This is a genomic window from Herbaspirillum sp. 1130, from assembly GCF_017833835.1.
GTDB lineage: Bacteria > Pseudomonadota > Gammaproteobacteria > Burkholderiales > Burkholderiaceae_D > Herbaspirillum > Herbaspirillum huttiense.
This window is the reverse complement of record NZ_JAFICQ010000004.1, coordinates 263,787-290,581: the sequence shown is the minus strand read 5'-3', so window position 1 is coordinate 290,581 and position 26,795 is coordinate 263,787. Positions and strand designations below refer to the sequence as shown.

19 protein-coding genes are annotated in these 26,795 nt (G+C 64.0%); 10 read left to right on the top strand and 9 right to left on the bottom strand.

Annotated elements, in window-relative coordinates; all coding sequences use genetic code 11:
* Positions 1–33 precede the first annotated feature (33 nt).
* The gene (gene argA / locus JOD78_RS19045) at positions 34–1,347 is read right to left on the bottom strand and encodes an amino-acid N-acetyltransferase (RefSeq protein ID WP_199725134.1); all 1,314 of its coding nucleotides are present in this window, start codon (positions 1,345–1,347) and stop codon (positions 34–36) included.
* A gap of 185 nt (positions 1,348–1,532) precedes the next feature.
* Between argA and hrpA the strand changes: the two genes are divergently transcribed.
* Positions 1,533–5,591, top strand: a complete 4,059-nt coding sequence (gene hrpA, locus JOD78_RS19040) for an ATP-dependent RNA helicase HrpA (protein WP_209567342.1) — start codon at positions 1,533–1,535, stop codon at positions 5,589–5,591.
* Between the two features lie 167 nt (positions 5,592–5,758).
* Here hrpA and JOD78_RS19035 read toward each other — a convergent pair whose 3' ends face one another.
* The gene (locus JOD78_RS19035; protein ID WP_209567341.1) at positions 5,759–7,213 is read right to left on the bottom strand and encodes a hypothetical protein; all 1,455 of its coding nucleotides are present in this window, start codon (positions 7,211–7,213) and stop codon (positions 5,759–5,761) included.
* Positions 7,214–7,328: 115 nt separating this feature from the next.
* Here JOD78_RS19035 and JOD78_RS19030 point away from each other — a divergent pair, with 115 nt between their 5' ends.
* Both JOD78_RS19030 and dcd read left to right on the top strand, forming a co-directional pair.
* Positions 7,329–8,150 carry an enhanced serine sensitivity protein SseB C-terminal domain-containing protein gene (locus JOD78_RS19030; RefSeq protein WP_245202208.1) on the top strand — a complete coding sequence of 274 codons (822 nt, stop codon included), beginning with the start codon at positions 7,329–7,331 and terminating at the stop codon, positions 8,148–8,150.
* Positions 8,151–8,271: 121 nt separating this feature from the next.
* Positions 8,272–8,841 (top strand): dCTP deaminase, encoded by a 570-nt coding sequence (gene dcd, locus JOD78_RS19025; RefSeq protein WP_039784915.1) that lies wholly within the window; start codon positions 8,272–8,274, stop codon positions 8,839–8,841.
* Between the two features lie 105 nt (positions 8,842–8,946).
* Here the strand turns inward: dcd and JOD78_RS19020 are convergent, their stop codons facing one another.
* A complete protein-coding gene (locus JOD78_RS19020) occupies positions 8,947–9,873 on the bottom strand; it encodes a LysR family transcriptional regulator (protein ID WP_134137515.1) in 927 nt (308 codons plus the stop codon).
* A gap of 100 nt (positions 9,874–9,973) precedes the next feature.
* Here JOD78_RS19020 and JOD78_RS19015 point away from each other — a divergent pair, with 100 nt between their 5' ends.
* The gene (locus JOD78_RS19015; RefSeq protein WP_121045377.1) at positions 9,974–10,606 is read left to right on the top strand and encodes a chromate transporter; all 633 of its coding nucleotides are present in this window, start codon (positions 9,974–9,976) and stop codon (positions 10,604–10,606) included.
* Positions 10,603–11,133, top strand: a complete 531-nt coding sequence (locus JOD78_RS19010) for a chromate transporter (RefSeq protein ID WP_034330199.1) — start codon at positions 10,603–10,605, stop codon at positions 11,131–11,133. The genes JOD78_RS19015 and JOD78_RS19010 overlap by 4 nt, the downstream gene beginning before the upstream one ends.
* Before the next feature lie 80 nt (positions 11,134–11,213).
* Here the strand turns inward: JOD78_RS19010 and JOD78_RS19005 are convergent, their stop codons facing one another.
* Positions 11,214–13,466, bottom strand: coding sequence for an arginine/lysine/ornithine decarboxylase (locus tag JOD78_RS19005; protein ID WP_121045317.1), 2,253 nt, complete (start codon positions 13,464–13,466; stop codon positions 11,214–11,216).
* 211 nt (positions 13,467–13,677) lie between these two features.
* The gene (locus JOD78_RS19000; protein WP_134137514.1) at positions 13,678–14,172 is read right to left on the bottom strand and encodes a dihydrofolate reductase; all 495 of its coding nucleotides are present in this window, start codon (positions 14,170–14,172) and stop codon (positions 13,678–13,680) included.
* A gap of 345 nt (positions 14,173–14,517) precedes the next feature.
* On the opposite strand from JOD78_RS19000, the gene JOD78_RS18995 reads away from it, so the two are divergent.
* The 4 genes from JOD78_RS18995 (at position 14,518) to JOD78_RS18980 (ending at position 21,679) form a co-directional block, all read left to right on the top strand.
* Entirely contained in the window at positions 14,518–16,143 is a 1,626-nt protein-coding gene (locus tag JOD78_RS18995) for a glucan biosynthesis protein G (protein ID WP_121045313.1), read from the top strand.
* The gene (gene mdoH, locus JOD78_RS18990; RefSeq protein ID WP_209567339.1) at positions 16,116–18,782 is read left to right on the top strand and encodes a glucans biosynthesis glucosyltransferase MdoH; all 2,667 of its coding nucleotides are present in this window, start codon (positions 16,116–16,118) and stop codon (positions 18,780–18,782) included. The genes JOD78_RS18995 and mdoH overlap by 28 nt, the downstream gene beginning before the upstream one ends.
* A gap of 114 nt (positions 18,783–18,896) precedes the next feature.
* Positions 18,897–20,108 (top strand): efflux RND transporter periplasmic adaptor subunit, encoded by a 1,212-nt coding sequence (locus JOD78_RS18985; RefSeq protein ID WP_134137512.1) that lies wholly within the window; start codon positions 18,897–18,899, stop codon positions 20,106–20,108.
* An 89-nt stretch (positions 20,109–20,197) separates the two neighbouring features.
* On the top strand, positions 20,198–21,679 hold the full coding sequence (locus JOD78_RS18980) for an efflux transporter outer membrane subunit (protein WP_034330232.1): 1,482 nt from the start codon (positions 20,198–20,200) through the stop codon (positions 21,677–21,679).
* Between the two features lie 13 nt (positions 21,680–21,692).
* Here the strand turns inward: JOD78_RS18980 and JOD78_RS18975 are convergent, their stop codons facing one another.
* From JOD78_RS18975 to JOD78_RS18960, 4 genes are all read right to left on the bottom strand, one after another.
* Entirely contained in the window at positions 21,693–22,754 is a 1,062-nt protein-coding gene (locus JOD78_RS18975) for a nitronate monooxygenase (RefSeq protein WP_134223077.1), read from the bottom strand.
* 54 nt (positions 22,755–22,808) lie between these two features.
* Positions 22,809–23,780: a thymidylate synthase gene (locus tag JOD78_RS18970; RefSeq protein ID WP_034330222.1), complete on the bottom strand. Its 972-nt coding sequence runs from the start codon at positions 23,778–23,780 to the stop codon at positions 22,809–22,811.
* 162 nt (positions 23,781–23,942) lie between these two features.
* Positions 23,943–24,875 carry a 3-keto-5-aminohexanoate cleavage protein gene (locus JOD78_RS18965; RefSeq protein WP_121045305.1) on the bottom strand — a complete coding sequence of 311 codons (933 nt, stop codon included), beginning with the start codon at positions 24,873–24,875 and terminating at the stop codon, positions 23,943–23,945.
* Positions 24,876–24,928: 53 nt separating this feature from the next.
* On the bottom strand, positions 24,929–25,714 hold the full coding sequence (locus JOD78_RS18960; RefSeq protein ID WP_121045303.1) for an SDR family oxidoreductase: 786 nt from the start codon (positions 25,712–25,714) through the stop codon (positions 24,929–24,931).
* 376 nt (positions 25,715–26,090) lie between these two features.
* Here JOD78_RS18960 and JOD78_RS18955 point away from each other — a divergent pair, with 376 nt between their 5' ends.
* Positions 26,091–26,732: a DedA family protein gene (locus JOD78_RS18955; protein ID WP_034330216.1), complete on the top strand. Its 642-nt coding sequence runs from the start codon at positions 26,091–26,093 to the stop codon at positions 26,730–26,732.
* The last annotated feature ends 63 nt before the right edge of the window (positions 26,733–26,795 follow it).

Sequence of the window (26,795 nt, the reverse complement as noted above, 5' to 3'; positions counted from 1 at the left end):
GTTGAGCCTGCTCACGTCCTGACGGAAAAATGATTAATACAAATTCTTGATCAATACCTGCGACTTGCGCTGCCAGTTGTAGATCTGCTGGCGATCTTGCGGCAGGTCGTTGACACCGGCCAGCACGAAGCCGCGCTTCAGGAACCAGTGCGAGGTACGGGTGGTGAGCACGAAGAGCTTGGTCAGCCCGGCTTCGCGGGCACGGGTTTCGATGTGCTTCAGGATACGGTCGCCGTCGCCCTGGCCTTGCACTTCCGGGTTGACGGTGAGGCAGGCCATCTCGCCCATGCGTTCCTTGGGGAAGGGATACAGCGCAGCACAGCCGAAGATGACATTGTCGTGCTCGATCACGGAGAAGTAATGGATTTCCCGTTCGATCAGTTCGCGGCCGCGCTTGACCAGGGTGCCATCGGCTTCCAGCGGTTCGATCAGCTTCAGGATGCCGCCGACGTCCTCGATGGTGGCCTGGCGCAGGCTTTCCAGGTTCTCGTAGGTGACCATGGTGCCCACGCCATCGTGGGTGAACAGTTCCAGCAAGGCCGAGCCATCGGTGGAGAAGGGCACGATGTGGGCGCGCGAGACGCCGGCGTTGCAGGCCTTGACCACGCTGGCCAGATAGAAGGCCGCATCCGAAGGCAGGAAGCCGGCCGATAGCACGGCCTCAGCCTGGTGAGAAGACAGCTCGCGGATTTCAGCGCCGCCGGCATCCTTCATCAGCGGGGTTTCCGAGAGGAAGATCAGTTTTTCGGCGCGCAGCGCGATGGCGGCGGACACGGCCACGTCTTCCATGGTCAGGTTGAAGGCTTCGCCGGTGGGCGAGAAACCCAGCGGCGAGAGCAGCACGATGCCGCCTGCGTTCATGATGGGCTGGATGACGTCGGCGGCGATTTTGCGCACCACGCCGGTCAGTTGCAGGTCCACGCCATCAATCACGCCCATCGGGCGGGCGGTGACGAAGTTGCCGGAGATCACACGGATGGCCGAATGCGCCATGGGTGTATTCGGCAAGCCCTGGCTGAAGGCAGCCTCGATGTCCAGGCGTAGTTCGCCTGCGGCTTCCTTGGCGCACTCGAGGGCGGCGCTGTCGGTCACGCGCAAGCCGTTCTGGAAGCGCGCCTCGACATTGCGCAGGGCCAGCTGTTCGGCCACCTGCGGGCGCGAGCCATGCACCACCACCACGCGGATGCCCAGCGCGTGCAGCAGCGAGAGATCCTGGGCCAGCACCTGCAAGCCGCCGGCCGTGACCAGCTCACCCGGGAAGGCGACCACGAAGGTCTTGCCGCGGAAGGCGTGGACATAGGGCGCGACGGAGCGCAGCCAGTTGACGAATTCGGTCTGTTTTTCCATGACGCGCATTATAACCAGCGTCGCGGCGGGCCGTAGGCTTGCGGGCCGCTTCGGGGCAGATTTCTTGTGCGGATGTTGCAAAGCGGGGCCAACCGGCCCGCAAGCCGCCCCCAAACCTGCACCATCGGCCGTCCAGCCGCACGCAGCCTGACCGGGCGGGCGGTGGCAGGTATAATGTCGGCCTCATGTCCGTTACCAAAGCATCCAACACTCCCCCCGGCGGCCAGGCGCAGCAGAACCCGCAACAAGATCGTCCGCGCGGCCCGCGCGAGCAGCGCGGTCCGCGTCGCGCCGCCGCCGAGCCAGCCGTCCATGCCGCGCCGCCCGTGCGCAATCCGCTGCCGCCGGTCACTTTCCCCGAAGAGCTGCCGGTCTCCGGCCGCCGCCACGAGATCGCCGAGGCCTTGCGGGCCCATCAGGTCATCATCGTCAGCGGCGAGACCGGTTCCGGCAAGACCACCCAGCTGCCCAAGATCTGCCTGGAGCTGGGTCGTGGCGAGAAGGGCCTGATCGGTCACACCCAGCCGCGCCGTATCGCCGCCTCTTCCACCGCCAAGCGCATCGCCCAGGAACTCAATTCCCCGCCAGGCGAGTTGGTCGGCTACAAGGTCCGCTTCAACGACACGCTGTCCAAGGGCGCGTGGATCAAGCTGATGACCGACGGCATCCTGCTGGCCGAGACGCAGACCGATCCGCTGCTGCGCCAGTACGACACCATCATCATCGACGAGGCGCATGAACGCAGCCTCAACATCGATTTCCTGCTGGGCTACCTGAAGCAGTTGCTGCCCAAGCGCCCCGACCTGAAGATCATCATCACCTCGGCCACCATCGATGCCGACCGCTTTGCCCGCCATTTTGGCCGCGAGCTCAAGGGCGAGCTCGTGCCGGCCCCGGTGATCGAGGTCTCGGGCCGCCTGTACCCGGTGGAGATCCGCTATCGTCCCATCGACAATGCTGACCGCAGCGGCGTCTCCACCGAAGTGGCGCAGGCCCGTGCGCGTGCCGAAGGCCGCGCCAGCCAGGCCCAGAAGGACCGCGAACAGCGTGACCTGATGGATGCCGTGGTCGATGCCGTGGACGAACTGGCGCGTATCGGTTCCGGTGATGTGCTTGTGTTTCTGCCGGGTGAGCGCGAGATTCGCGACGCCGCCGAAGCGCTGCGCAAGCATCATCCGCCGCATGTGGAGATCCTGCCGCTGTTTGCGCGCCTCTCCGCCCAGGAGCAGGAGCGCGTCTTCAAGACCAGCAATGCCCGTCGCATCGTGCTGGCGACCAATGTGGCCGAAACTTCACTGACCGTGCCGGGCATCCGCTATGTGGTCGATGCCGGTCTGGCCCGTGTGAAGCGTTACAGCTATCGCAACAAGGTCGAGCAGTTGCAGATCGAACCGGTGGCACAATCGGCGGCGAACCAGCGCGCCGGCCGTTGCGGCCGTGTGGCGGCGGGCGTGTGCATCCGCCTGTATGACGAGCAGGATTTCCTGCAGCGCCCCAAGTTCACCGACCCCGAGATCCTGCGCTCTTCGCTGGCCTCGGTCATCCTGCGCATGAAGTCGCTGCATCTGACGGATGTGGAGAGCTTCCCCTTCATCGAACCGCCGCTGGGCCGCGCCATTGCCGACGGCTACCAGCTGCTGCAGGAACTGGGCGCGGTGGAAGAGCAGGGCGGCGTCAATCGCCTGACGGCGCTGGGCAAGCAGTTGGCCCGCCTGCCGCTGGATCCGCGCGTGGGCCGCATGATCCTGGCCGGCCGCGACAACGCCTGCCTGACCGAATTGCTCATCATCGCCGCAGCGGTCTCCGTACAGGACCCGCGCGACCGGCCCATGGATGCGCAGAATGCCGCCGACAACGCCCACAGGAAATTCGCCGACGAGAAGTCGGAATTTGCCAGCTATCTCAAGATCTGGAAGTGGTTCGAAGAGGCCATCGCGCACAAGAAATCGAATCGCCAGTTGCAGGAACATTGCCGCGAGAATTTCCTCTCGCAACTGCGCCTGCGTGAATGGCGCGATGTCCATTCGCAGCTGCTGACCATCGTCAAGGAACAGGGCTGGCGTCTGAACGAGGCCCCGGCCACCTACGATCAACTGCACCTGGCCTTGCTGACCGGCTTGCTGGGCAACGTCGGTTTCAAGAGCGAGGACGATGCGCAATACCTGGGCGCGCGTGGTATCAAGTTCAACATCTGGCCCGGTGCGCACCTGACCAAGAAGCCCGGCCGCTGGGTGATGGCGGCCGAGCTGGTCGACACTGCGCGCCTGTACGCGCGCTGCGTGGCCAACATCCAGCCCGAGTGGCTGGAAAAACTCGGCGGCCATCTGCTCAAGAAATCCTGGGGCGAGCCGCGCTGGGAGAAGCGCGCCGCCCAGGTCACCGCCTCCGAGCGCGCCACGCTCTATGGGCTGGTGGTGTACAGCCAGCGCCGCATCAACTACGGCAAGATCAACCCGACTGAAGCGCGTGAGATCTTCATCCGCGACGCGCTGGTCGGTGGCGACTTCGAGACGCGCGCGCCGTTCTTTGCGCACAACCAGAAGCTGGTACGCGAGATCGAGAACCTGGAACACAAATCGCGCCGCCTCGATGTGCTGGTGGACGATGAACTGATCATCGGTTTCTACGACAAGCTGATCCCGCACGACATCTGCAATGGGGTCGATTTCGAGAAGTGGCACAAGGAGGCGACTGCCGCCGATCCCAAGCTGCTGTACCTGAACCGTGACGACCTGATGCGTCACGAAGCCGCGGGCGTGACCACCGAGCTCTTCCCCAAGACCATGAACGTGGCGGGTATCGCCATGGCCTTGAGCTATCACTTCGAACCCGGTGCGGCGCGCGATGGCGTGACCCTCACCGTGCCGCTGTATGCGCTCAACCAGGTCTCGTCGGACCGCTGTGACTGGCTGGTGCCGGGTATGTTGAAGGAGAAGGTGCACCTGCTGCTCAAATCCCTGCCGCAGAAGCTGCGCCGCCATTGCGTGCCGCTGCCCGATTACGCCGCGCGTTTCTGCGAGCGCATGGAAGAGCGCAAGATCTTCGGCCGAGGCAACCTGATCGACGCCATCATTGCCGACATCCGCGAGCAGATCACGATTCTGGTCAAGCCCAGCGACTTCAAGCAGGAGACGCTGTCGGCGCACCATGCGATGAACTTCAAGATCGTCGACGAGCATGGACGACAGCTGGAGATGGGCCGCAATCTCGCTGCCTTGCAGGCCGAATTCGGCGGGCAGGCGCGCCAGCAGTTCCAGAAGCTGGCCGAGCAGGTGGCCATTGCCCCGCGCGAGGATGAGGACAGCTCCGCACCCGCGCCCGCTGCCGCACCCGGCAAGCCCGGTCCGAGCGCAGCCCCGGCGGCCCCCGCCTCAGTGGGCGAGTACAGCAATCTCACCAGCTGGAGTTTCGGTGAATTGCCGGAGCTGCTGGAGATCACGCGTGGCAGCGGCAAGCAGGCGCAGACGCTGATCGGATTCCCGGCGCTGGTGGATCGCAAGACGCATTGCGATCTGGAAGTTTTCGATGATCCGGCCGAGGCGGCGCGTTTCCATTACGCCGGCCTGCGTCGGCTGTTTGCCTTGCAGATGAAGGAGCAGCTGAAGTATCTGGAGAAGAACATTCCGGGCCTGCAGCAGATGGGCATGCAATTCATGGCGCTGGGTTCGCAGGAAGAGTTGCGTGAACAGATCCTCAACGCCGGTCTGGAACGGGCTTTCCTGCAGGACCCGCTGCCGCGCAACGCGGATGAATTCAACCGCCGCCGTGATGAAGGCAAGGCGCGGCTGGGTTTGCTGGTCAACGAGATCGCGCGCCTGTGCGGCCAGGTGCTGGCCGAGTATCACGCCCTGCCCAAGAAGCTGCAGGGCATCAAGGCCCATGCGGCTGCGGCGGCTGACATGCAGGCGCAGTTGGCGCAACTGGTGGGCAAGCGTTTCGTGGCGGAAACGGATTACGGAAATCTCAGCCACTATCCGCGTTACCTCAAGGCCATCAACGTGCGGCTGGACAAGCTGCGCGCCGATCCCGCCCGCGATACGCGCCTGCTGGCGGAGTGGAATTCGGTGGCCTTGCCCTACCAGCGCGCCCTGAAGGACCGCGCCGGCCGGGTTGATCCCAAGATGACCGAGTTCCGCTGGATGCTGGAGGAACTGCGCGTGTCGCTTTATGCGCAGGAACTGAAGACGCCGATGCCGGTGTCGGTGAAGCGCTTGCAGAAGGTGTGGGAGAGCATGCAGCGGTGAGGAAGAGCCAGACGGAGGCTTGCTCTTCGTCCTGGCGGATGTTGTGCGAAAGAAGAAAGTGCAGAAGTGATGTGAGCCAAAAAGCCGCTGGTACCCGCAACACTCTCGCTGGCGAAGCAGTGTCAACACAGCGTCACACCAGAAACTTGCATCGGCCCTTCAGTCCATCACCGCTCCATCAACCCGCTCAGCAACGCATCCAACTCCGCATCCCAACCCGGCGACATGATCCGCGGCAGCCTCCGCACCCCATCCCGCTCCTGCATCAGCGCGATATGCCAAGGCTGCGGACTGGTCCATCCAGCCTCCGCATTGCCCAGCCACGGTACCAGCGCGGCGCGCAGGCGTTCATCCTGACAGGGCTGACGCTCCCCGAGGCTGTCAATGAAAACGACACAAGCCACCATATCCCAAGGATGGCGCGCACAGAGCGATAGCGCCGCCGTCTGATGTCCATGCTCACGCAGCATGGTGGCGATATCCTCAAAGCGGACGTAAGCGCCATCCCGGCACAGCTGCACCGCCAGCTTGCGCACCGAGCCCGCCGCGTCCAGCAGAGCCCGCGAGGCCACGGCATCGCGTTCCTGCGGCAACACCCTGGCCCACAGGAACAAGGCCTGTCTCCGCACCCGTTCGCGCGCATCGTCCGCATGGTGGCGCAACAAATTCTCCACATCCGGCTGCCGCCACTGCACCAGCAGCGCCAGTGCGGCGCACAGCGGACGCGCGGCCAGTTGTCCATCCTGGATGGCCTGATGCACGTGGCCCTTCACATCCTCTCCCAACGCTGCCAGTTGCGCTGCCGCCGTCTGCCGGATGCGCGGCATCGGATCGAACAGCAGCGTCAGCAGCGCTTCCCGGGGCAACGGCGCAGGCGCATGGTCGACCGCGAACTGGCGCACCTGTCCGAACGGCGAGCGCAGGCCCAACGATGTATGCGCGCGACGCCTCTCGTCATCAAGCCGGGGCAGGGCGAGCAGCGCCCGGTGCGCCTGCATCAGATCGCGCGAGCCCAGGCCGAAGGCCACCAGTTCGTCCAGTCGCTGCGGCAGGTAATCCATTGCCAGCGCATACGCTGCGCGCCGCAGGGGCGCATCGCGTGACGCAAGCGCGGGCTTCAGCCAATCCGCAGTGTCATCCGCATCAAGCCCTTGCACGAATGCGGCGATCCACGCGCGGTCCGAGCGCTGCCCGCGTGCCGCGCCATGCAACGCGGCCAGGGCGGGGACGAAATCGGCCGCAGGATGCGTGCTGCGGTAATGCGCCAGTGCCTGCTGCGCTGCCTGCCGTACCGGAGCGCTCCAATCGTTGAGGCGAGCCGCCAGCAGCGGCAGGTAGCGCGTGTCATTCAACACCATCGCGCGTTCGATGCCGGCCTGGCGCAGATAGCCCGAATGCTGCGTGATGCACTCGCAGACCAGTTCCGGCTTCTCCATGGCGGCGACCCTGGGCAAGGCGCGGCGCAATGAAATGTCTCCGTGGCCCGGCAGGTAAACACGCGGCCCCCAGTCGGCAGGCTCGCCACCGTCGGCGTGCGGCAGGTGGTCCCGGCTGCCTTCGCCGGTCGGGCCGGGAATGGGGCGGGTCCAGGCCTTGAGCAAACGCGCAATCAGGAAGAACATATTGTTTCCTTTTGGAAATATCGGTTCATTGTCGCCGATATCCCACAAGATGGGAACCTTCGATTTGCAGCCTGCTCAAAAGTGCGCCTTGTGCCGTTCGCCGGAACGGTACGGCATGGACCCCAACAACCAGAAAGAGAGCGCCATGCAAGCCGAATCCTCCCCTGCCGTCACCCCCCTCGAAGAAGCCCTGCGCCGGGCCCACGAAGACCCGGAAGCGCGTCCCGCCTTCTATCGCATGCTGCTGGACTCCACCGTGTTCGTGCGCGGCAACCTGCCGCCCGACGGCAACCGCGAGCAGGTCCAGATCATGCGCTGGCCCGGCGAAGACGGCGAGATGATGCTGCCCATGTTCAGTTCCATGGAGGAAATCGGGCAAGCCTTCGAGGAAGGCGCTTCCTGTCTGGGCATGACGGTGCGCGAGCTCTTCCGCATGTGTGGCGATGGCCGGACGATTTTCATCCTCTATCCTGACAGCCCCCTCCCCAAGTACTTCGTCCCCGGCGAAGTGGCCCATGTGCTGCAGCAAGACAACGGCGGCGTGCCGCCCTCGCGCGACATGGGCGGTGCCAATGTGCAGCTGGGTGTGCCGGACCAGCCGCCGCAGGCGATGCTGGACGCGCTGTCGGCGTTCTTTACCCGCCACGACAAGGTCAAGGCCGCCTACCTGGCCCTCATGCACAATCTTGGTCACGATCCACAGCCCACCTTGGTGATAGGCGTCGATCTTCCCGCGAGCCACATGGAACGCCTGATGCGCGAGATCACGCCCGTGATCGCCGATCACGGACCGGCCAATGCACCGGTGGACATGCTGCGCGTGGAGGCCGGCAACAGCATCGCCGACTTCATGCTGACCGAGACCAAGCCCTTCTATGAACGCCGCCAACCCGAACGCGTGGGCTTCTTCAAGTCCCTGTTCGGCGGAGGACGCTAGTCCGGGCAACCGGCCTGCCGGGCAAGAGCGGCAGGCCCGGGCGTGCCAGGATGGCCCGCGATGGCCCAACTTGGGCCGGTTTTCGCGTAAAATGCCGGATTCTTTGAATACGTTGAATACCATGGCCATCAAGTCAGACAAGTGGATCCGCCGCATGGCGGAGCAGGAAGGAATGATCGAACCCTACGAGCCCGGGCAGGTACGTCTGGCGGCCGACGGGAGCAAGATCGTTTCCTACGGCACCTCGTCCTATGGCTACGATATCCGCTGCGCCAACGAATTCAAGATCTTCACCAACATCAATTCCACCATCGTCGATCCCAAGAACTTCGACGAAAAATCCTTCGTGGATTTCAAGGGCGATGTCTGCATCATCCCCCCCAATTCCTTCGCCCTGGCGCGTACCGTCGAATACTTCCGCATCCCGCGCAGCGTGCTGACCATCTGCCTGGGCAAGTCCACCTACGCGCGCTGCGGCATCATCGTCAACGTCACCCCCTTCGAACCGGAATGGGAAGGCTACGTGACCCTGGAGTTCTCCAACACCACGCCGCTGCCGGCCAAGATCTATGCCGGTGAAGGCTGCGCCCAGGTGCTCTTCTTCGAAAGCGATGAAGTCTGCGAGACCTCCTACAAGGATCGCGGCGGCAAGTACCAGGGACAGCATGGCGTGACCTTGCCCAAAACCTGAAAACGATATAAACCATATCGGCAGTACAAAAAAATGGCTTCCTGCGGGAAGCCATTTTTGTATCGATCAACGGATTGCCATATCTCGGCAATATGTCTGCCGACATCAGCGCCGCTTGCGCCCCGCACTCAGTTTCAGCGCCTCTTCACGCATCAGCCGTGCCGCGCTGCTGATGCTGCCGGTGCGGTAAGCCAGGTGCAGCGGCGCTTTCAGCTCGGCTGCGCCGGTCAGTTTGAGGTACACCACCCCCTCCGCATTGACCCGCGTCATCGACGCCGGGATGACGGCCACCCCTACGCCCGCCGCCACCAGCGAGAGCGTGGAGAGATTCTTGCGCGCCTCCTGTATCACCTGTGGCGAGAAGCCCGCCGCATGGCAGGCCGCGATGATGGTGTCGTACAGGCCGGGGCCATTGGGCCGGCGCGTCATGATGAAGGATTCCTCGGCCAGCGCGTGCAGGGCGATGCTCTTGCGCTTGCCTTGCTCGGCCAGCGGATGGTCGATCGGCAACGCGGCCACCATGTCTTCCACCAGCATGGTCTCGATGGTCAGGCCGCCGGAATCCCCCACGGGAGAACGCACGAAGGCCAGGTCCAGGCGCTTGGCGCGCAGCGCTTCGATCAGCTCATTCGTATTGCTTTCTTCCACCGTCATCGCCACGTCCGGCGCATCGGCACGGAAGGCGCGAATGACCGAATGCACGAAGGGATGCAGCGAGGCCGATTCGGTGAAGCCCACGGCGATGCGTCCCATCTTGCCCTGGGCGATGCGGCGCACGCTGGCCACCGTCGTATCGAGTTGCGCCAGCAGGGCGCGGGCATCGTTGAACAGGGCGGTGCCGCTGTCGGTGAGTTCCATGCCGCGCGGCAGGCGGTTGAACAGCGTCACGCCCAGTTCGCGCTCCAGCAGGCGGATCTGCTGCGACAGCGGCGGCTGCTGGATGCCGATGCGCTCGGCCGCCTTGGTCAGGTGGCCCTCTTCAGCCACGGCAATGAAGTAGCGCAACAGGCGCAGGTCGATGGATGGTGACATATCGGTAAAATATGGATAGGGTTTCTGACATATATTAGACAAAAAACCTCCTCAAGCGTAGCCTTTCATGCATGCGGCAATCACGCCGCGCTTGCATGAGATGATGATGAGCACTCCTGACCTCCTGGCCGAGCAACGGCCTATCCCCACTACCAGGGAATTGTTCCTGGGCTTTCTCGGCCTGGGCATGACTGCCTTCGGCGGCGCGCTGCCGCTGGCACACCGCATGATCGTCGAACGCCGAAAATGGCTGACCGATCCTGAATTCGTCGAGCTGCTGGGGCTGTGCCAGTTCCTGCCCGGGGGCAACATCATCAACCTGTCGGTGGCGCTGGGCATGAAGTTCCGGGGCTGGAAGGGGGCCGTGGCGGGCATCACCGGTTTGATCGCCGTGCCCTCCATGGTGGTGATCCTGCTGGGGATGATCTACCAGCATTTCCAGCATGATCCCAACGTCAAGCATCTGTTCGCCGGGCTGGCAGCGGCGGCGGCGGGCCTGCTGATTCAAATGGCCGTGAAGATCGCGCTGCCGCTGCGCAAGAACCTGGTGCTGGCGGCCGTGGCGGTGATCTGCTTCATCGCCATCGCCTTCCTGCGCATTCCCTTGCTGTGGGTGATGCTGGTGATGACACCCATCAGCGTGGTCCTCACCGCACGTTACGGTGATCGCTTTGCCGCCAAGCCGCAGGCTGTGCCGGCACAGCGTGAGGGCAAGCAGGAGGGCGCGCAATGAGCCAGACCCTGATCGCATTGGCCATCATCTTCACGCAGTTGTCGGTGCTGGCCTTCGGTGGCGGCAACACCATCCTGCCGGAGATGCAGCGCCAGGTAGTGGAAGTGCATCACTGGATGAGCGCCGAAGATTTCAGTGCGCTGTTCGCCCTGGGGCAGGCGGCACCCGGTCCCAACCTGATGGTGGTCACGCTGGTGGGCTGGCATGTGGCCGGCTTCTGGGGGATGCTGGTGACCAGCCTGGCCAAGTTCGGGCCGTCCTCCATCATCACCGTCATCATGTTGCACGTCTGGGAGAGGTTCAAGGACAAGCCCTGGCGGCGTCACGTGCAGGCCGGCCTGCTGCCCGTCACGGGCGGGCTGGTCGCGGCTTCGGCACTGTTGATCACGCAGGCGTCGATCACCCACGGCTTCCTGGCGGCGATCACGGCGGCCACGGCCATCATCGCGCTCAAGACCAAGATCCATCCGCTGTGGTTGTTGTTTGGCGGGGCCTTGGCGGGCTTCTTTTATCTCGGCACGTTCTGACGGCGCGTCTGCCGGCGTGAAAACAAAACAGCCGATGCCCTCGCAGGCATCGGCTGTTTTTTTACGTGCAGCGCAGAGGTTTACTGCTTGACGCAATCCACGAAGTAATCGCGGCGGCCGTTGACTTCACGCTTGACCAGGCCATGCACGTCGGTTTCGAAGCCCGGGAATTTCTCGTTGAAATCACGCGCAAACTTCAGGTAATCGACGATGGTCTTGTTGAAGATCTCGCCCGGGATCAGCAGGGGAATGCCCGGCGGATACGGAGTCAGCAGGATCGAGGTGACGCGGCCTTCGAGTTCGTCCAGGGGGACGCGCTCGATCTCGCGGTGCGCCATCTTGGAGAAGGCGTCCGAAGGCTTCATGGCCGGCTGCATGTCCGACAGATACATCTCGGTAGTCAGGCGGGCCACATCGTAGGCGCGGTAGGTCTCGTGGATCTGCTGGCACAGGTCGCGCAGGCCCAGGCGCTCGTAGCGCGGGTTGCGCTGCGCGAACTCGGGCAGGATGCGCCAGATCGGCTGGTTCTTGTCGTAGTCGTCCTTGAACTGCTGCAGCGCCGTCACCAGGGTGTTCCAGCGGCCCTTGGTGATGCCGATGGTGAACATGATGAAGAAGGAATACAGGCCGCACTTCTCCACGATCACGCCGTGCTCGGCCAGGTACTTGGTCACGATGGAGGCCGGGATGCCGTTCTCGCCGAACTGGCCGTTCAGGGCCAGGCCCGGGGTGACGATGGTGGCCTTGATCGGGTCCAGCATGTTGAAGCCCGGTGCCAGGTTGCCGAAACCGTGCCAGTCGTCCTCGGCCTTGATGACCCAGTCCTCGCGCTCGCCGATGCCGTCGGCGGCGAAGCTGTTGGGGCCCCAGACCTGGAACCACCATTCATCTCCGAATTCCTGGTCGATCTTCTTCATGGCGCGGCGGAAGTCCAACGCTTCCAGGATGCTTTCTTCCACCAGCGCCGTGCCGCCCGGCGCTTCCATCATGGCCGCTGCGACGTCACAGGAGGCGATGATGGAGTATTGCGGCGAGGTCGAGGTGTGCATCAGGAAGGCTTCGTTGAAGGCGTCTTCATCGAGCTTCACGGTTTCCGACTCGCGCACCAGGATCTGCGAGGCCTGCGACAGGCCGGCCAGCAGCTTGTGGGTCGACTGGGTCGAGAAGATCAGCGACTTCTTGGCGCGCGGACGGTCCTTGCCGATGGCGTGCATGTCCTTGTAGAAGTCGTGGAAGGTCGCGTGCGGCAGCCAGGCTTCGTCGAAGTGCAGGGTTTCGATCTCGCCGTCGAGCATGTCCTTCAAGGTCTCGACGTTGTAGACCACGCCGTCGTAGGTCGACTGGGTGATGGTCAGGATGCGCGGCTTCTTGTTCTTGGCTTCGCGGGCGAAGGGGTTGGCTTCGATCTTGCGCTGGATGCTTTCCAGGGTGAACTCTTCCAGCGGGATCGGTCCGATGATGCCCAGGTGGTTGCGGGTCGGCATCAGGAACACGGGAATCGCGCCGGTCATGATGATGGAGTGCAGGATGGACTTGTGGCAGTTGCGGTCCACGACGACGATGTCGCCCGGTGCCACGGTCGAGTGCCAGACCATCTTGTTGGAGGTCGAGGTACCGTTCGTGACGAAGTAGCAGTGGTCGGCATTGAAGATGCGCGCCGCATTGCGTTCCGAGTTGGCCACCGGGCCGGTGTGGTCCAGCAGCTGGCCCAGTTCTTCCACGGCATTGCAGACGTCGGCGCGCAGCATGCGTTCGCCGAAGAACTGGTGGAACATCTGACCCACGGGCGACTTCAGGAACGCCACGCCGCCGGAGTGGCCGGGGCAGTGCCAGGAGTAGGAGCCATCCTGGGCGTAATCGACCAGGGCGCGGAAGAACGGCGGGGCCAGGCCGTCCAGGTAGGACTTGGCTTCGCGGATGATGTGGCGCGCCACGAACTCCGGCGTATCTTCGAACATGTGAATGAAACCGTGCAGTTCGCGCAGCACATCGTTGGGAATGTGGCGCGAGGTGCGGGTTTCACCGTAGAGGTAGATGGGGATGTCGGCGTTCTTGTGACGAATTTCGCTCACGAAGGCACGCAGGGCCTTGAGGGCGTGGTCGGTTTCTTCGTCAGAGCCGGCACCCATTTCTTCATCGTCGATGGACAGGATGAAGGCCGAGGCGCGCGACTGCTGCTGGGCGAACTGGGCCAGGTCGCCGTAGCTGGTCACGCCCAGCACTTCCATGCCTTCGGCTTCGATGGCGTCGGCCAGGGCGCGGATGCCCAGGCCCGAGGTGTTTTCGGAGCGGAAGTCTTCGTCGATGATGACGATGGGGAATCGGAATTTCATGGATTTCTCCAGGCTTTGCGCGCGTGGGACCGGGTAGGCGGGCGCGCGCAGGGGGTGAAAAGAAAAGCGCCTGGGCTGGCAGTGCTTGCGCGCCGGAAAAATGAAAGCGGGATTGTCGCAGATATGCGCGCAACGTGCGCGCCAACTGCGCTAAAGAGGTGCGCAGTTTAAGCAAAAAAGGGAAAAAACAACAGCCTCGCGCCGACGTGGTTCAACGTCTTTCGTATGTCACAAAAGCGTAGTCCAATCCGGAAGTTTCGGACCGGTGGTCCTCACGTGCCGTCTCCTGCCACAGCAGCGGGTCCAGGGCCGGGAAGAAGGCGTCGCAATCAAAAGCCTGGTTGATGCGGGTGATGATGAGCCGGTCCACCAGCGGCAGGGCTTCCGCGTAGATCTGCGCACCGCCGATGATGAAGGCCGGTGCACCTTGCGCCAGCGCGGCGGCCTCCTGCAGCGAAGCCGCCGTCTCCACCCCCGCGTGTTGCCATTCGGCATTGCGGGTGATGACGATGTTGCGCCGGTTGGGCAGCGGCCGGCCGATCGATTCAAAGGTCTTGCGGCCCATCAGGATGGCATGCCCCGAGGTGGTGCGCTTGAAATGGGCCAGGTCTTCCGGCAGATGCCAGGGCAGGGTGTTGCGAATGCCGATGCCGTTGTTGAGGTCGGTGGCGACGACGATGGTGAGGGAGCCGGAAGCTGTGGTCATGCGGGAATCTGGGTTCGGACGGAAGGCCTGCAGCCCGGCGCACGGCCGGATGCAAGGGCGACAGAAGCATAATGTTACAGCAGCCATGCTGCGGCACGGAACTTTATGCGCCGCCACCTGCCCTTATACCTGAACCGGCTGGCCGCTTGCGCGCGCCGGGGCCGGGTTTGCAGGCGAATGAAGTTTCATTCAGGAAATACTGTCCCTCAGGGCGATTCCCTCTGCAAGCATGCCATCTTCATATGAACTAGCGAACAATCCCCGCCACATTTGGGTAAACTAGCGCCTGCTTTCCGGTGCGGCGCTGCTTCCAGTGTCTGCCGGGGCAATCAACCAGAAAATTGCATGTCAGACAAAACAATAATGCTGCTTCACACCACCTCCTGGCCGCACGAGGGACTCGTTTCCCGGCGCAGTGCCGCACGATCGACCTGGTGGCGTCGCCTTGCCGCTCCGGCGACCCTGGCGGGTCTGCTGGCGTTGGCCTTGCCGCAAGCTGCCCTGGCCTTTGATTTCAATACGGTGGCCGCCCGCGCCAAGGCGCTGGCCGGCAAGTCGTACAAGAAGCCCGCCGATGATCTGCCCAAGTCGCTCAAGGACCTGAGCTACGAGCAGGCCAGCCAGATCTACTTCCGCGATGACAAGTCGTACTGGCGCGCCCAGAAGCTGCCTTTCGAACTGTCCTTCATCCATCTGGGCGCGAGCTATACCGAGCCGGTCAAGATCAATGAAGTGGTCGGCGACGCCGTGCGCGAGATTCATTTCAATCCGGCGCTCTTCGATTACAGCGCCAACCGCAGCGTCGATCCGCGCACCCTGCGCAACATCGGCTTTGCCGGGTTCCGCATCCGCTTCCCGCTCAACTCGGCCAAGGTCAAGGATGACGTGCTGACCTTCCACGGAGCCAGCTACTTCCGCGCCATGGGCAAGGGGCAGAGCTATGGCCTCTCCGCGCGCGGGCTGGCCATCGATACCGCACTCTATTCGGGCGAGGAATTCCCGCGCTTCACCGAATTCTGGCTGGAGCGTCCCTCGGGCGAGGCCAAGGAACTGGTGATCTATGCGCTGCTGGATTCGCCGCGCGCCACCGGTGCCTATCGCTTCGTCCTCAAGCCCGGCGTGGATACCGCCATGGACGTCAAGGCCCAGCTCTACCTGCGCAGCAATGTCACCAAGCTGGGCATCGCCCCGCTGACCAGCATGTTCCTCTTCGGCGAGAACCAGCCGGGTCCGGCTGATGACTTCCGTCCGGAAGTGCATGACTCGGACGGCCTGTCGATGCAGTCGGGTACCGGCGAATGGCTGTGGCGTCCGCTGGTGAACCCCAAGCGCCTGCTGGTGACTTCGTTCTCCTTCGACAATCCGCAGGGCTTTGGCCTGATGCAGCGCGACCGCAATTTCTCGCACTACGAAGACCTGGACTACAACTACCAGTCGCGCCCCAGCGCCTGGGTCGAGCCCAAGGGCAAGTGGGGTTCGGGCCGCGTGGAGCTGGTGCAGATTCCCACGCCCGACGAGACCAACGACAACATCGTGGCCTACTGGATTCCCAACACGCTGCCCAAGCCTGGCCAGCCGCTGAACGTGGAATACCGCCTGTCCTGGCAGAAGGACAACGAGAAGCGTCCGCCGCTGGCCTTCGTCACGCAGACCCTGTTCGGCCACGGCTACCGTCCCAAGCAGGAAGGCAAGCAGGATGAAGTGCAGCAGCTGGCCATCGACTTCGACGGCGGCAACCTCAAGAAGCTGCCCGCCAATGCGCGCGTGGAAGGCGTGGTCGAGGCCGATGCCAATGGCAAGCTGGCCAGCGTCACCACCCGCAAGAATGAAATGACCGGCGGCTGGCGCGTGGAAGTCAAGCTGCGCCGCCTGGAAGAAAACAAGCCCGTCGAGCTGCGCGGTTTCCTGCGCAATGCCAACGGCGGCACAACCTTGTCTGAAACGTGGAGCTACATATTACCCCCCAACTAAGGCAGACTTCGGCAGCCTCGCAGACGCTGGAGGATTACCTCGCGCGTCTGCCGCTGTCGCCTGAGCAACGCCAGGACCTGGCTGCGCGCGCGGGTGCAATCGGCTCCGGCGATCCGGTGGCCGACCTGCACCGCGTGCTGGCCGAGGCCTCCGGGCGCGATGCCAGCCTGGTACCGGCCGCGGCGCAAGCTTCGGTCGATGCGCGCCTGCGCCTCATGTATCCCGCCGCGCAACCGGCGGCCGTCCCTGCTGCGCAAGCGGCACAGGCTGTGCAGGGTGCGCCCGTTCCTCCCATTGGTGAAGAGCGCGGCCAGCCGCGCATTCCGGTCGGCCCGCCGATGCATCGCAAATCGATGGTGCCGCGCCCGTGGGGCGAACTCAATCCTTTCTCGCGCTGGGTGGAAGAGGAAAACCGCCGCCTGGAACGCCGTCCCAGCCGCTGGCGCCGCGCCCGCAAGGGCCGCGCCAAGGTGGCTGAAGCCGCGCCGCCGGTGGATGACGAACCGCGCTACATCGAGGATCACCTGGACCAGTCCGAGGCCCCCGATCCCAAGGGGCACTGGCAGCATACGGGCAACATCCGCCGTATTACGCTGCTGGTGCTGATGGCGCTGCAGACCTCCATGGCCACCTATTTCATGAGCGACGTGTTGCCGTATCACGGCACCAAGCCGCTGGAGATGGTGGTGCTGTTCCTGTTCGGACTGCTGTTCCTGTGGGTCTCGGCCGGGTTCTGGACGGCCATGACCGGATTCCTGCTCCTCATGCGCGGTGATGACAAGTACCTCATCTCGCACGAGAAGGCCGGCCATACCGAGATCGCGCCGGAGGCCCGCACGGCCATCGTCATGCCCATCTGCAACGAAGATGTGGCACGCGTTTTCGCCGGCTTGCGCGCGACCTACGAGTCGCTGGAACGCACCGGGCAGATTCAGCACTTCGATTTCTTCATCCTGAGCGACAGCGGCGAAGCCGACATCTGCGCCGCCGAAACCGCCGCATGGGACCGCCTGTGCCGCGAGACCGGTGGCTTCGGACGCATCTTCTATCGCCACCGCCGTCGTCGCGTCAAACGCAAGAGCGGCAACCTGGACGACTTCTGCCGCCGCTGGGGGGCCGATTATCGCTACATGGTGGTGCTCGACGCCGACAGCGTCATGACCGGCGAATGCCTCACCAAGCTGACCCGCCTGATGGAAGCCCATCCGGGCGCGGGCATCATCCAGACCGCACCGCGCGCAGCCGGGCGCGATACCTTGTATGCGCGCATCCAGCAATTCTCGACCCGCGTGTATGGCCCGCTGTTTACGGCCGGCCTGCATTACTGGCAATTGGGCGAGTCGCACTTCTGGGGCCACAACGCCATCATCCGCCTGCAGCCCTTCATGAAGTACTGCGCGCTGGCGCCGCTGCCGGGCAAGGGCAACCTGTCCGGTCCGATCATGTCGCACGACTTCGTGGAGGCGTCGCTGATGCGTCGTGCAGGCTGGTCGGTGTGGATCGCCTATGACCTGGACGGCAGCTACGAAGAAATGCCGCCCAACCTGCTCGATGAACTCAGTCGGGACCGCCGCTGGTGCCAGGGCAACCTGATGAACTTCCGCCTGTTCCTGGCGCGTGGCATGCACGCGGTGCATCGCGCGGTGTTCGTCACCGGTGTGATGGCTTACGTGTCGGCACCGCTGTGGGGGCTGTTCCTGATCCTCTCCACGGTGCTGCTGGCAGCGCATACGCTGATCGATCCGCAGTATTTCACGGCACCGCGCCAGCTCTTCCCGATCTGGCCGGAATGGCATCCGGAGAAGGCACTGGCGCTGGTCTCGGCCACCGCCACCATCCTGTTCCTGCCCAAGATCCTGGCCGTGCTGCTGTTTGCGGTGAAGGGCGCGCGCGGCTTCGGCGGTGCGCTGGCGCTGTTCGTGAGCATGGTGATTGAGCTGCTGTTCTCGATGGCGCTGGCCCCGGTGCGCATGCTGTTCCATACGCGCTTCGTGCTGGGGGCCTTCCTCGGCTGGAACGCCGGCTGGAAGTCGCCGCCGCGTGCCGACAATGAAACCGGCTGGGGTGAGGCGGTGCGCCGCCACGGTTGGCATTCGGTGCTGGGCGTGGCCTGGGGCGCGCTGGTGTACTGGCTCAATCCGTCCTTCATCTATTGGCTGATTCCGATTGCCGGTTCGCTGGCGGTGTCGGTGCCGGTGTCGGTGCTGTCGTCACGCGTGACGTATGGCCGTGGCTTCCGTCGTGCGGGTCTGTTCAAGATCCCTGAAGAGACCACGCCACCGTTCGAGCTGCGCGAAACCGTGCGCCATCATGAAGAGACCCCGCCGCTGCCGGGCTTCGTCGAGGCCGTGGTCGATCCGTCCTTCAATGCGCTGATGTGTGCCACCGCGCATGCGCATCCGCACGTACCGCAACTGACGCAGCATCTGCGCGAGAAGCTGGTGCGCACCGCGCTCAAGGACGGGCCGGACGCGCTGAACGACAAGCAGAAAAACAGCATCCTGGAAGAACCGGGCCTGCTGTCGCAACTGCACCAGGCGGTCTGGAGCGGTGCTGCCGAGGTCCATCCGGACTGGCATGCCGCGCGCCAGCAAGCGGCACCTGCCGCCGCCATCGCATCACCGGCACTGGCCGCCTGAGGGGGCGGACCACGACCGGAACAGGGGACGGCCGAAGACATTCGGCCGTCATCTTTTGCAGGGATCATCACGCTTTGTTGACCCTGACTTGATTGAACGTTTGCCGCCTGTGACATGACCGAGCCGCACGACCAACTTCCGCACGTAGTCCCGACCACCCATGCGCCTGCCCGGCAGAAAGCCTGGTGGAGTGTCGTCGCGTTGGTGCTGGTGCTGGGCGGCGGCTATGCGCTCTATGCGCGGCAGTCGCCGCCGCCTGCTCCGCCCAAGCCGATTCCGGTGAAGCTGGAAACGGTGGCCGTCGAACGTGCCGACCTGGAGCAGGTCGTCAACGCCACCGGCAATGTGGTGGCCCAGGATTATGTGGACGTCGGCTCCAAGGTGGCCGGCCAGATCTCGGACGTGGAAGTGGTGATCGGCGAGGCAGTCAAGGCCGGACGCCTGCTGGCCACCGTCGCGCCGGCCGTGCAGAACAGCCGCATCGAAAGCAACCGCGCCACGCTGGCGCGCCTGAAGGCCGAGCTGGCCGGGCAGAATGCGCAGCTGGACTTTGCGCAACTGCAGTTCCAGCGCCAGACCCAGTTGAAGGCCGAGAACGCCACCCGCGAAGAGTCCTACGAATCCAGCCGCATGAACATGTATGCGGCGGCTTCCCGCGTGGACGCCACCAACGCCCAGATCCAGCAGACCGAAGCGGCCATTCGTGAAGATGAGGCCGTGCAGAAGCAGACCCGCATCGAGGCCCCGGTCAGCGGTACCATCGTCACCCTCAACGCGCGCCCCGGCCAGATGGTCAGCGCCAACCAGGAAGTGCTGATGCGTATCGCCGATCTCTCTCGCATGACGGTGCAGGTGCCGGTATCGGAAGAGGACGTGACACGCCTGCAAAAGGGCATGACCGCGTATTTCACCACCCCCGGCTACCCCGGCAAGCGCTGGAGCGGCAAGCTGCGCCAGATCATGCTGCTGCCCACCGATGACTCCGGCCGCCAAGGCAAGAAGGCGTATTACACCGTGCTCTTCGATGTGGCCAATCCCAGCCGCGAACTGATGAGCGGCATGAGTGCCGACGTGTATTTCGTGCTGGCGCGGGCGGAACACGTGCCGGCCATTCCGCGCTCGCTGGTGACCAAGCCCGGCATGGATGGCACCCAGACCGTCAAGGTGGTGCTGGCCGATGGCACGCTGGAAACGCGCAAGATCAAGATCGGCATTCGCGATGGCGAACGTGCTCAGGTGCTGTCCGGTCTGAAGGAGGGCGAGCAGGTACTGCTGCCGGCCAATCCGCCGGCACCGGCGGGCGATGGCAACGCCGCCGCCAAGTAATCGCGGGACGGGCGCGAGGCTTGCTGTAAAGTAACGGCTTCGCGGGGTGACCCGGTCCTCTCTGTTTTCATCTGTCGATGTTCAAGCCCATGACACTGCGTAATACACCGCTGCTGACGTCTTCTCCATGGCCCCGCATGACGCGGGTGGCGATGGCGGCCGCGCTGGTGCTGGCCATCGGCGGCTGCGTCACGCGTGAGGTGCAGCCCGATCCCATCCTCGAAATGCAGGTGCCCGACAAATGGGGCGGCGGTGCTTCTGCGGACGTGGCGCACGCCGAGCAGTTGTGGCCCGATACCGACTGGTGGAAACAGTTTGGCAGTGGTGAATTGTCTTCCCTGGTGCAGGAAGGCCAGCGCAACAATTACGAAATCGCTGCCGCCTTCTCGCGCATCAAGCAGGCCGAGGCGCAAGCCCGCATCGCCGGTGCACCGCTGCTGCCCAATGTGAGCCTGAATGCCGGTGCCAACCGCGAAATGCCCATCTCCGGCGGCACGCCCACCAACAGCGCCAATGCCAGCCTGCAGGTCAGCTACGAAATCGATTTCTGGGGCAAGAACCGCGCGGGTGTCGAAGCCGCCGAAGCGACCTTGCGCGCCAATCGCTACGACCGCGAGACGGTGGCGCTGACGGTCACCAGCGGCATCGTTTCCACCTATCTGCAGGTGCTGTCGCTGCGTGACCGGCTGGAGATCGCACGCCAGAACGTCAACAATGCCGAGCGCGTGTTGCGTCTGGTGGAGGCGCAAAGCCGCGCCGGTTCGGCCTCGCCGCTGGACCTGGCGCGCCAGCGTTCGGCGCTGGCCAATCAGCGCCAGCTGATCCCCGACCTGCAGCAGCAGGAGCAGGACGCGCAGACCGCGCTGGCCATCCTGCTGGGCCGTCCGCCGCAGAATTTCAAGGTCGAGGAAAAGGGCCTGGCGAAGATCCAGATGCCGCGTATTTCGGCGGGCCTGCCGTCGGAACTGCTGACGCGTCGCCCCGACATTCGCCGTGCCGAAGCCAATCTGGCGGCGGCCAATGCCAATGTGGCCGTGGCGCGGGCTTCGCTCTTCCCCAGCATCTCGCTGACCGGTTCCACCGGGGCGCAGAGCAATGCCTTGCTGTCGCTCTTCAATGGTCCGAATCTGTTCGCCAATCTCGGTACCAGCCTGATCGCGCCGATCTTCGACGGCGGCAACCTGCGCAACCAGCAGGCGCTGGCCGAGGCGCAGAAGGAAGAACTGGTGCAGGTGTATCGCCAGCGCGTGATTACCTCGCTGTCGGAAGTGGAAAAGGCCCTGGGGGCCATTCGCAGTCTGGAAGAGCGCTATCGCCTGAAGGTCAATGAGGTAGACCAGGCGCGCTTCGCCTTCGAGCTGGCGGAGATCCGCTATCGCGCCGGGGCCGAGGATCTGCTGGTGGTGCTCGATACCCAGCGCACCTTGTCGGAAGCCCAGAACCAGCTGGGCCAGATCAAGCTGCAGCGCCTGCAGGCGACTGTCTCGCTCTACAAGGCCCTGGGTGGCGGCTGGCAGGACAAGCAGGTGCCGGCGGAGCCCGGCGCTGCCAGCACCGACACCGTCTCCTGAATCCAGGCGCGGGTCAGCCCTGCGCCTGCCACTCCTGCACCAGCAGGTGCACCAGTTCCCCGACCGTATAGCCATCCCGGATCAGCGCCGCGCCCTGGCCAGCCCAGTGGGCGCCGAACTCGTGCACCTCCCTGGCGGTGGCCATGGCGTGCAACTGCTTGCCGGCGTCGTAGGCGGCGGGGTACGCAGGGATGGGGGTTGCAGGCGATATGTCGATTTCTTCCATGAAGCGGTTGACGATGCCCCGTGCGCGGCGGCCGGAGATGGCGGCGGTCACGCGCGTGTGCCGGGCACGTGAACTCTTGAGCAGATTTCTGTAGGCGGCGTTGGCACCCGATTCACGCGTGAGCAGGAACGCCGTGCCCAGTTGCACCGCCTGCGCGCCCAGCCGCAGGGCTGCCGCAATGCCGGCACCATCCATGATGCCGCCGGCGGCGATCACCGGCAGCCGGCACTGCGTGGCCAGCAGGCGTACCAGGGCGAAGGTGCCGATTTCCTCATCCTTGTGTTCATCAAAGATGCCGCGATGGCCGCCGGCTTCAATACCCTGCGCGACGATGGCATCCAGTCCGGCTGCCTCGATCTGGCGTGCTTCGTCCAGATTGGTGGCGGTGGCCATCAGGAAGACACCGGCGTTTTTCAGTGACTGGATGACGCCAGCGTCCGGTAATCCGAAGTGGAAACTGACCACGGCCGGGGGCAATTCCAGCACCAGTTGCTGCATCCCGGTATCGACGATGAAGCTCTGGTAGATCTCTTTCAGGGGCAGGCTGATGCTGCCGCCGAATTCGTCCAGATGGCCCTGCAGGTGCCTGACCCACGCGGCATCGCGGGCGGGATCCAGGACGGCCGGCTGGTGGCAGAAGAAATTGACGTTGAAGGGTTTGTCGGTGAGGGCATGCAATTGCGCCAGCGCCTCGCGCGCCTGCGCCACCGAAGAGGCCCCCAGCGCCAGCGAGCCCAGCGCACCGGCATTGGAGGCAGCCGCTGCCATGGTCACGGTGGAACTGCCCGCCATCGGGGCCTGGATGATGGGATGGGCCAGGCCCAGTCGTTGCAGCAGCGCGTTGGACATGCGAACTCCCTAAGCGCAGGCCGGCCCTCAACGGAGCCGGCTTGCCGAGGTGGATCAGACCGCCATGGGCGCGGTCAGCGGGGCGTGGTGCTGGTAGTTGACCAGCGAGAAGTCGGTCGGCTCGACCAGTTCCAGCCATTGCGGGGCGTACTCGCGGGTCCTGGCGAATTCCGGCACGCGCTCGGCGATGGCCAGTTGCGGCAGCGGATAGGGCTCGCGCGTCAACTGTTCCTTGACCATGTCGATATGGTTTTCGTAGATGTGCGCATCGCCCACGAAGTAGCTGAACCAGCGCGGCTTGTAGCCGGTCAGGCGTGCCACCAGGTGCAGCAGCGCCGCACCCTCGGCCAGGTTGAAGGGCGTGCCCAGGCCGATGTCGTTGCTGCGCACGTACAGGCAGAGCGAGATCTCTCCCGTGCTCTGGTTGGGCAGGAACTGGTACAGCAGGTGGCAGGCGGGCAGGGCGATTTCATCCAGCACCGCGCAGTTCCAGCCGTGGAACAGGATGCGGCGGCTGCCGGGATTCTTGACGATGGTGTCCAGGCACTCGCGCAGCTGGTCCACGGCCTTGTAGAGCAGGACTTTTTCCACACCGTTGTCCTGCAGCGAGGAGACGATGGCAAAGCCCTTGGCACGGGCCGCGTCGATCTGTGCGGTGTGCGCGGCGTCGATCAGCTTGTAGGCCGGCCATTCGCGCCACTGCACGCCATACACCGGGCCCAGGTCATCGGTGCCGGTGCGGAACGGATTGGCCAGCCAGTCGGCGTTTTCGTTGGCGTTCTGGTCCCAGACCTTGCAGCCCAGCGCGCGGAAATCGGCCGCGCTGCGCGTGGCGCGCAGGAAGCCGCACAGTTCGCCCACCACCGACTTGAAGGCCAGGCGCTTGGTGGTCACTGCCGGAAAACCCTTCTGCAGGTCGAAGCGCATCATGGCGCCGGGAATGCTCAGGGTACGGATGCCGGTGCGGTTGTCTTGCCAGGAGCCGTTGGTCAGCACGTCCTGGATGAGGTCTTGGTATTGTTTCATTGCAATGTTCGGGAGGCTGGCCGGGAGGCCGAAGGATGGGGGATTGTAGCCTATCGACGGCCTGAACATCGGATACCGGAACAGCTTGTCATCGCAGCAATATGAAGAAAAACACCGGAGGCGGTCGCCCGCTCCGGTGTCATCGATGGGGCCGCGCCTGCCTCAGAAACCGACGTTCTGCCCGCCCTTGAGCTGCAGCATCGCGCGCGCCTCGTCGGGCGTCGCCACCTGCAAGGAAAGCGCCTCGATCACGGTGCGGATGCGGCGCACCTGGTCGGCATTGCTTTTGGCCAGCTGGCCGGGGCCATCCCAGAGTGAATCTTCCAGCCCCACGCGGGTATGCCCGCCCATGGCGGCGGCCATGGTGGCAATCGGGATCTGGCCGCGCCCGGCACCCAGCACCGACCAGAAGTAGGCGTCGCCGAAGAGGCGGTCGGCGGTGCGCTTCATGTGCATCACGTCTTCGACATCGTTGCCGATGCCGCCGCGCAGGCCGAAGACCGACTGGATCAGGAAGGGCGGCTTGATCAATCCACGGTCGATGAAGTGCGCGGCCGTGTAGAGATGGCCGATGTCATAGCACTCGATCTCGAAGCGGGTCTGGTTGGCGCTGCAGGATTCGAGGATGTAGGCGATGTCCTTGAAGGTATTGCGGAAGATGCGGTCATCGGAGCCGGCCAGGTAGGGCTGTTCCCAGTCGTAGTTGAAATCCTTGAAGCGGTTCAGCATTTCATACAGGCCGAAGTTCATCGAGCCCATGTTCAGCGACGCCACTTCCGGCTTCAACTGCAAGGCCGGTTGCAGCCGCTCTTCCACCCCCATGGTCGGCGCGCCGCCCGTGGTGAGGTTGATGACCACGTTGGAGGCGGTCTTGATCTGCGGCAGGAATTTGCGGAAGGCGTCCGGATCCTGCGTCGGTTTGCCATTCTGCGGATCGCGCGCATGCAGGTGCACGATGGCCGCGCCGGCGTCGGCCGCGGCCAGGGCTTCGTCGCGGATCTGCTCGGGCGTGACCGGCAGATAGGGCGACATGGAGGGCGTATGAATGGCACCGGTAATGGCGCAGGTGATGATGACTTTGCGAGGCTGGGCCATGGGGCTAGCTCCTGAAAAGATGAAGGAAAAGGAAAGAAGGCCGTTGCGCCAGCTCAGGCCAGCGTTTCCACATTGCCGCACACCGACAGGCTCTGGCCACTGATGGCCGCGCCGGCGGGCGAGCAGAGGAAGAGGATCTGGTTGGCAATATCCTGGGCGCTGACCATGCGCCGCAGCGAGACCTTGGAAAGCAGCCGAGCGCGCATTTCTTCATGTTCGATGCCGTAGGCCGCTGCCTTGGCCGCCACGATGCGCTCCTGGCGCGGCCCTTCGACGATGCCGGGCAAGACGGCGTTGACGCGGATGTTGGACGGCCCCAGTTCGATGGCCCAGGTCTCGGTCAGCCCGATGACGCCATACTTGGAGGCCGAATAGGGCGTGCGCAGTGCAAAGCCCAGCCGGCCGGCGACTGAAGAGATGTTGATGATGGCACCGCCGCCGTTCTGCTTGAGCATCGGCACCGCACGCCGGGTGCAGAGGAAGGGGCCGGTCAGGTTGATGGCGATGGTCTGGTCCCAGTCGGCCGGAGCGATGTCTTCCACCGGCAGGGTGGGTCCGGCGATGCCGGCATTGTTGACCAGCACGTCCAGCCGTCCATCCCAGCGCGAGGCCAGGTCGGCGAACATGGCATCGACTTCCTCGGGCCTGGCCACGTCAGTGCGGCTGAAACTCACCGCCGCGCCTGCCAGGCGGGCACGGGCATCGGCCAGGAAAGCCTCATTGATATCGCAGACATGCACTTGAGCGCCTGCTTTGATGAACGTTTCTGTAATTGCGAGGCCGATGCCCTGGGCACCGGCGGTGACGATGACTTTCTGGTCCTGCAGATTCAGTTCCATGGGTTTGTCTCCTGAGGGGTTCATCCGGCCCGGATGCCAGCGCTGGCTGATCTTGTCGTGGGGGGCGGTCGGGTGCGGACGACTGTAGTAGAGCCGGACCGGAGCGTCAACGACAGCATCCTGACCAGCGGCTGCCGATCAAATCGGCCGATTTCGCCGCCGGAGCGCATGGGAAGCGGGCTGGGGCGCAGCGGCGAGGAGGGTGGGGCGCGGGCAGGATGAACAGATTGCGCGGGCGGAGAAAAACTTTCATCAATCGCCGTGGAAGGCAGGCGGGCAGGGCGTCGCTGCCGCGCTGCATCAAAATTCACGGGAGCGTGGCAGGCTGTTGGTACAATGCCCACTTTTCGCCACTTCCCCTCTTTCACACAGGCTTATGGATATCCTTCTGTTCCTGGTCGATTTCATCGTCCACATCGACCGTCACCTGGCCGAACTGGCCGTTTCCTATGGACCCTGGCTGTTCCTGATCCTGTTCCTGATCATCTTCTGCGAAACCGGCCTGGTGGTCACGCCCATCCTGCCGGGTGATTCACTGCTGTTCGTCACCGGTGCACTGGCTGCTACCGGGGCTTATGACATCCACCTGATGCTGCTGACCCTGATCGTGGCCGCCATCCTGGGCGACAGCACCAACTACCAGATCGGCAAGATGCTGGGGATCAAGGTGTTCGACAAGCCGAACTCGCGCATCTTCAAGAAGGAATACCTGGAGAAGACCCATGCCTTCTTCGAGAAGCACGGCGGCAAGGCCATCATCATTGCCCGCTTCGCACCCATCGTGCGTACCTTCGCGCCCTTCGTGGCGGGTGTGGGCGCGATGACCTATTCGCGCTTCTTCCTCTACAACGTCATCGGCGGCATCGCCTGGGTGGCCAGCTTCGGCTATGCCGGCTACTTCTTCGGCAACCTGCCCATCGTGAAGAAGAACCTGAGCCTGTTGATCGTGGCCATCGTGATCTTGTCGATCCTGCCGGGCATCATCGAGTACTTCCGCCACAAACGCCGTCCGGGCTGATTGCTCCACCGACGTCAAGGCAATGAAAAATGCCGGTCAGCGCAGAGCTGACCGGCATTTTTT

Excerpts from the sequence above, each read along its gene's own strand:
- argA (WP_199725134.1), bottom strand. The coding sequence starts at position 1,347 with ATGGAAAAACAGACCGAATTCGTCAACTGGCTGCGCTCCGTCGCGCCC.
- hrpA (WP_209567342.1), top strand. The coding sequence starts at position 1,533 with ATGTCCGTTACCAAAGCATCCAACACTCCCCCCGGCGGCCAGGCGCAG.
- JOD78_RS19035 (WP_209567341.1), bottom strand. The coding sequence starts at position 7,213 with ATGTTCTTCCTGATTGCGCGTTTGCTCAAGGCCTGGACCCGCCCCATT.
- JOD78_RS19030 (WP_245202208.1), top strand. The coding sequence starts at position 7,329 with ATGGACCCCAACAACCAGAAAGAGAGCGCCATGCAAGCCGAATCCTCC.
- dcd (WP_039784915.1), top strand. The coding sequence starts at position 8,272 with ATGGCCATCAAGTCAGACAAGTGGATCCGCCGCATGGCGGAGCAGGAA.
- JOD78_RS19020 (WP_134137515.1), bottom strand. The coding sequence starts at position 9,873 with ATGTCACCATCCATCGACCTGCGCCTGTTGCGCTACTTCATTGCCGTG.
- JOD78_RS19015 (WP_121045377.1), top strand. The coding sequence starts at position 9,974 with ATGATGATGAGCACTCCTGACCTCCTGGCCGAGCAACGGCCTATCCCC.
- JOD78_RS19010 (WP_034330199.1), top strand. The coding sequence starts at position 10,603 with ATGAGCCAGACCCTGATCGCATTGGCCATCATCTTCACGCAGTTGTCG.
- JOD78_RS19005 (WP_121045317.1), bottom strand. The coding sequence starts at position 13,466 with ATGAAATTCCGATTCCCCATCGTCATCATCGACGAAGACTTCCGCTCC.
- JOD78_RS19000 (WP_134137514.1), bottom strand. The coding sequence starts at position 14,172 with ATGACCACAGCTTCCGGCTCCCTCACCATCGTCGTCGCCACCGACCTC.
- JOD78_RS18995 (WP_121045313.1), top strand. The coding sequence starts at position 14,518 with ATGTCAGACAAAACAATAATGCTGCTTCACACCACCTCCTGGCCGCAC.
- JOD78_RS18985 (WP_134137512.1), top strand. The coding sequence starts at position 18,897 with ATGACCGAGCCGCACGACCAACTTCCGCACGTAGTCCCGACCACCCAT.
- JOD78_RS18980 (WP_034330232.1), top strand. The coding sequence starts at position 20,198 with ATGACACTGCGTAATACACCGCTGCTGACGTCTTCTCCATGGCCCCGC.
- JOD78_RS18975 (WP_134223077.1), bottom strand. The coding sequence starts at position 22,754 with ATGTCCAACGCGCTGCTGCAACGACTGGGCCTGGCCCATCCCATCATC.
- JOD78_RS18970 (WP_034330222.1), bottom strand. The coding sequence starts at position 23,780 with ATGAAACAATACCAAGACCTCATCCAGGACGTGCTGACCAACGGCTCC.
- JOD78_RS18965 (WP_121045305.1), bottom strand. The coding sequence starts at position 24,875 with ATGGCCCAGCCTCGCAAAGTCATCATCACCTGCGCCATTACCGGTGCC.
- JOD78_RS18960 (WP_121045303.1), bottom strand. The coding sequence starts at position 25,714 with ATGGAACTGAATCTGCAGGACCAGAAAGTCATCGTCACCGCCGGTGCC.
- JOD78_RS18955 (WP_034330216.1), top strand. The coding sequence starts at position 26,091 with ATGGATATCCTTCTGTTCCTGGTCGATTTCATCGTCCACATCGACCGT.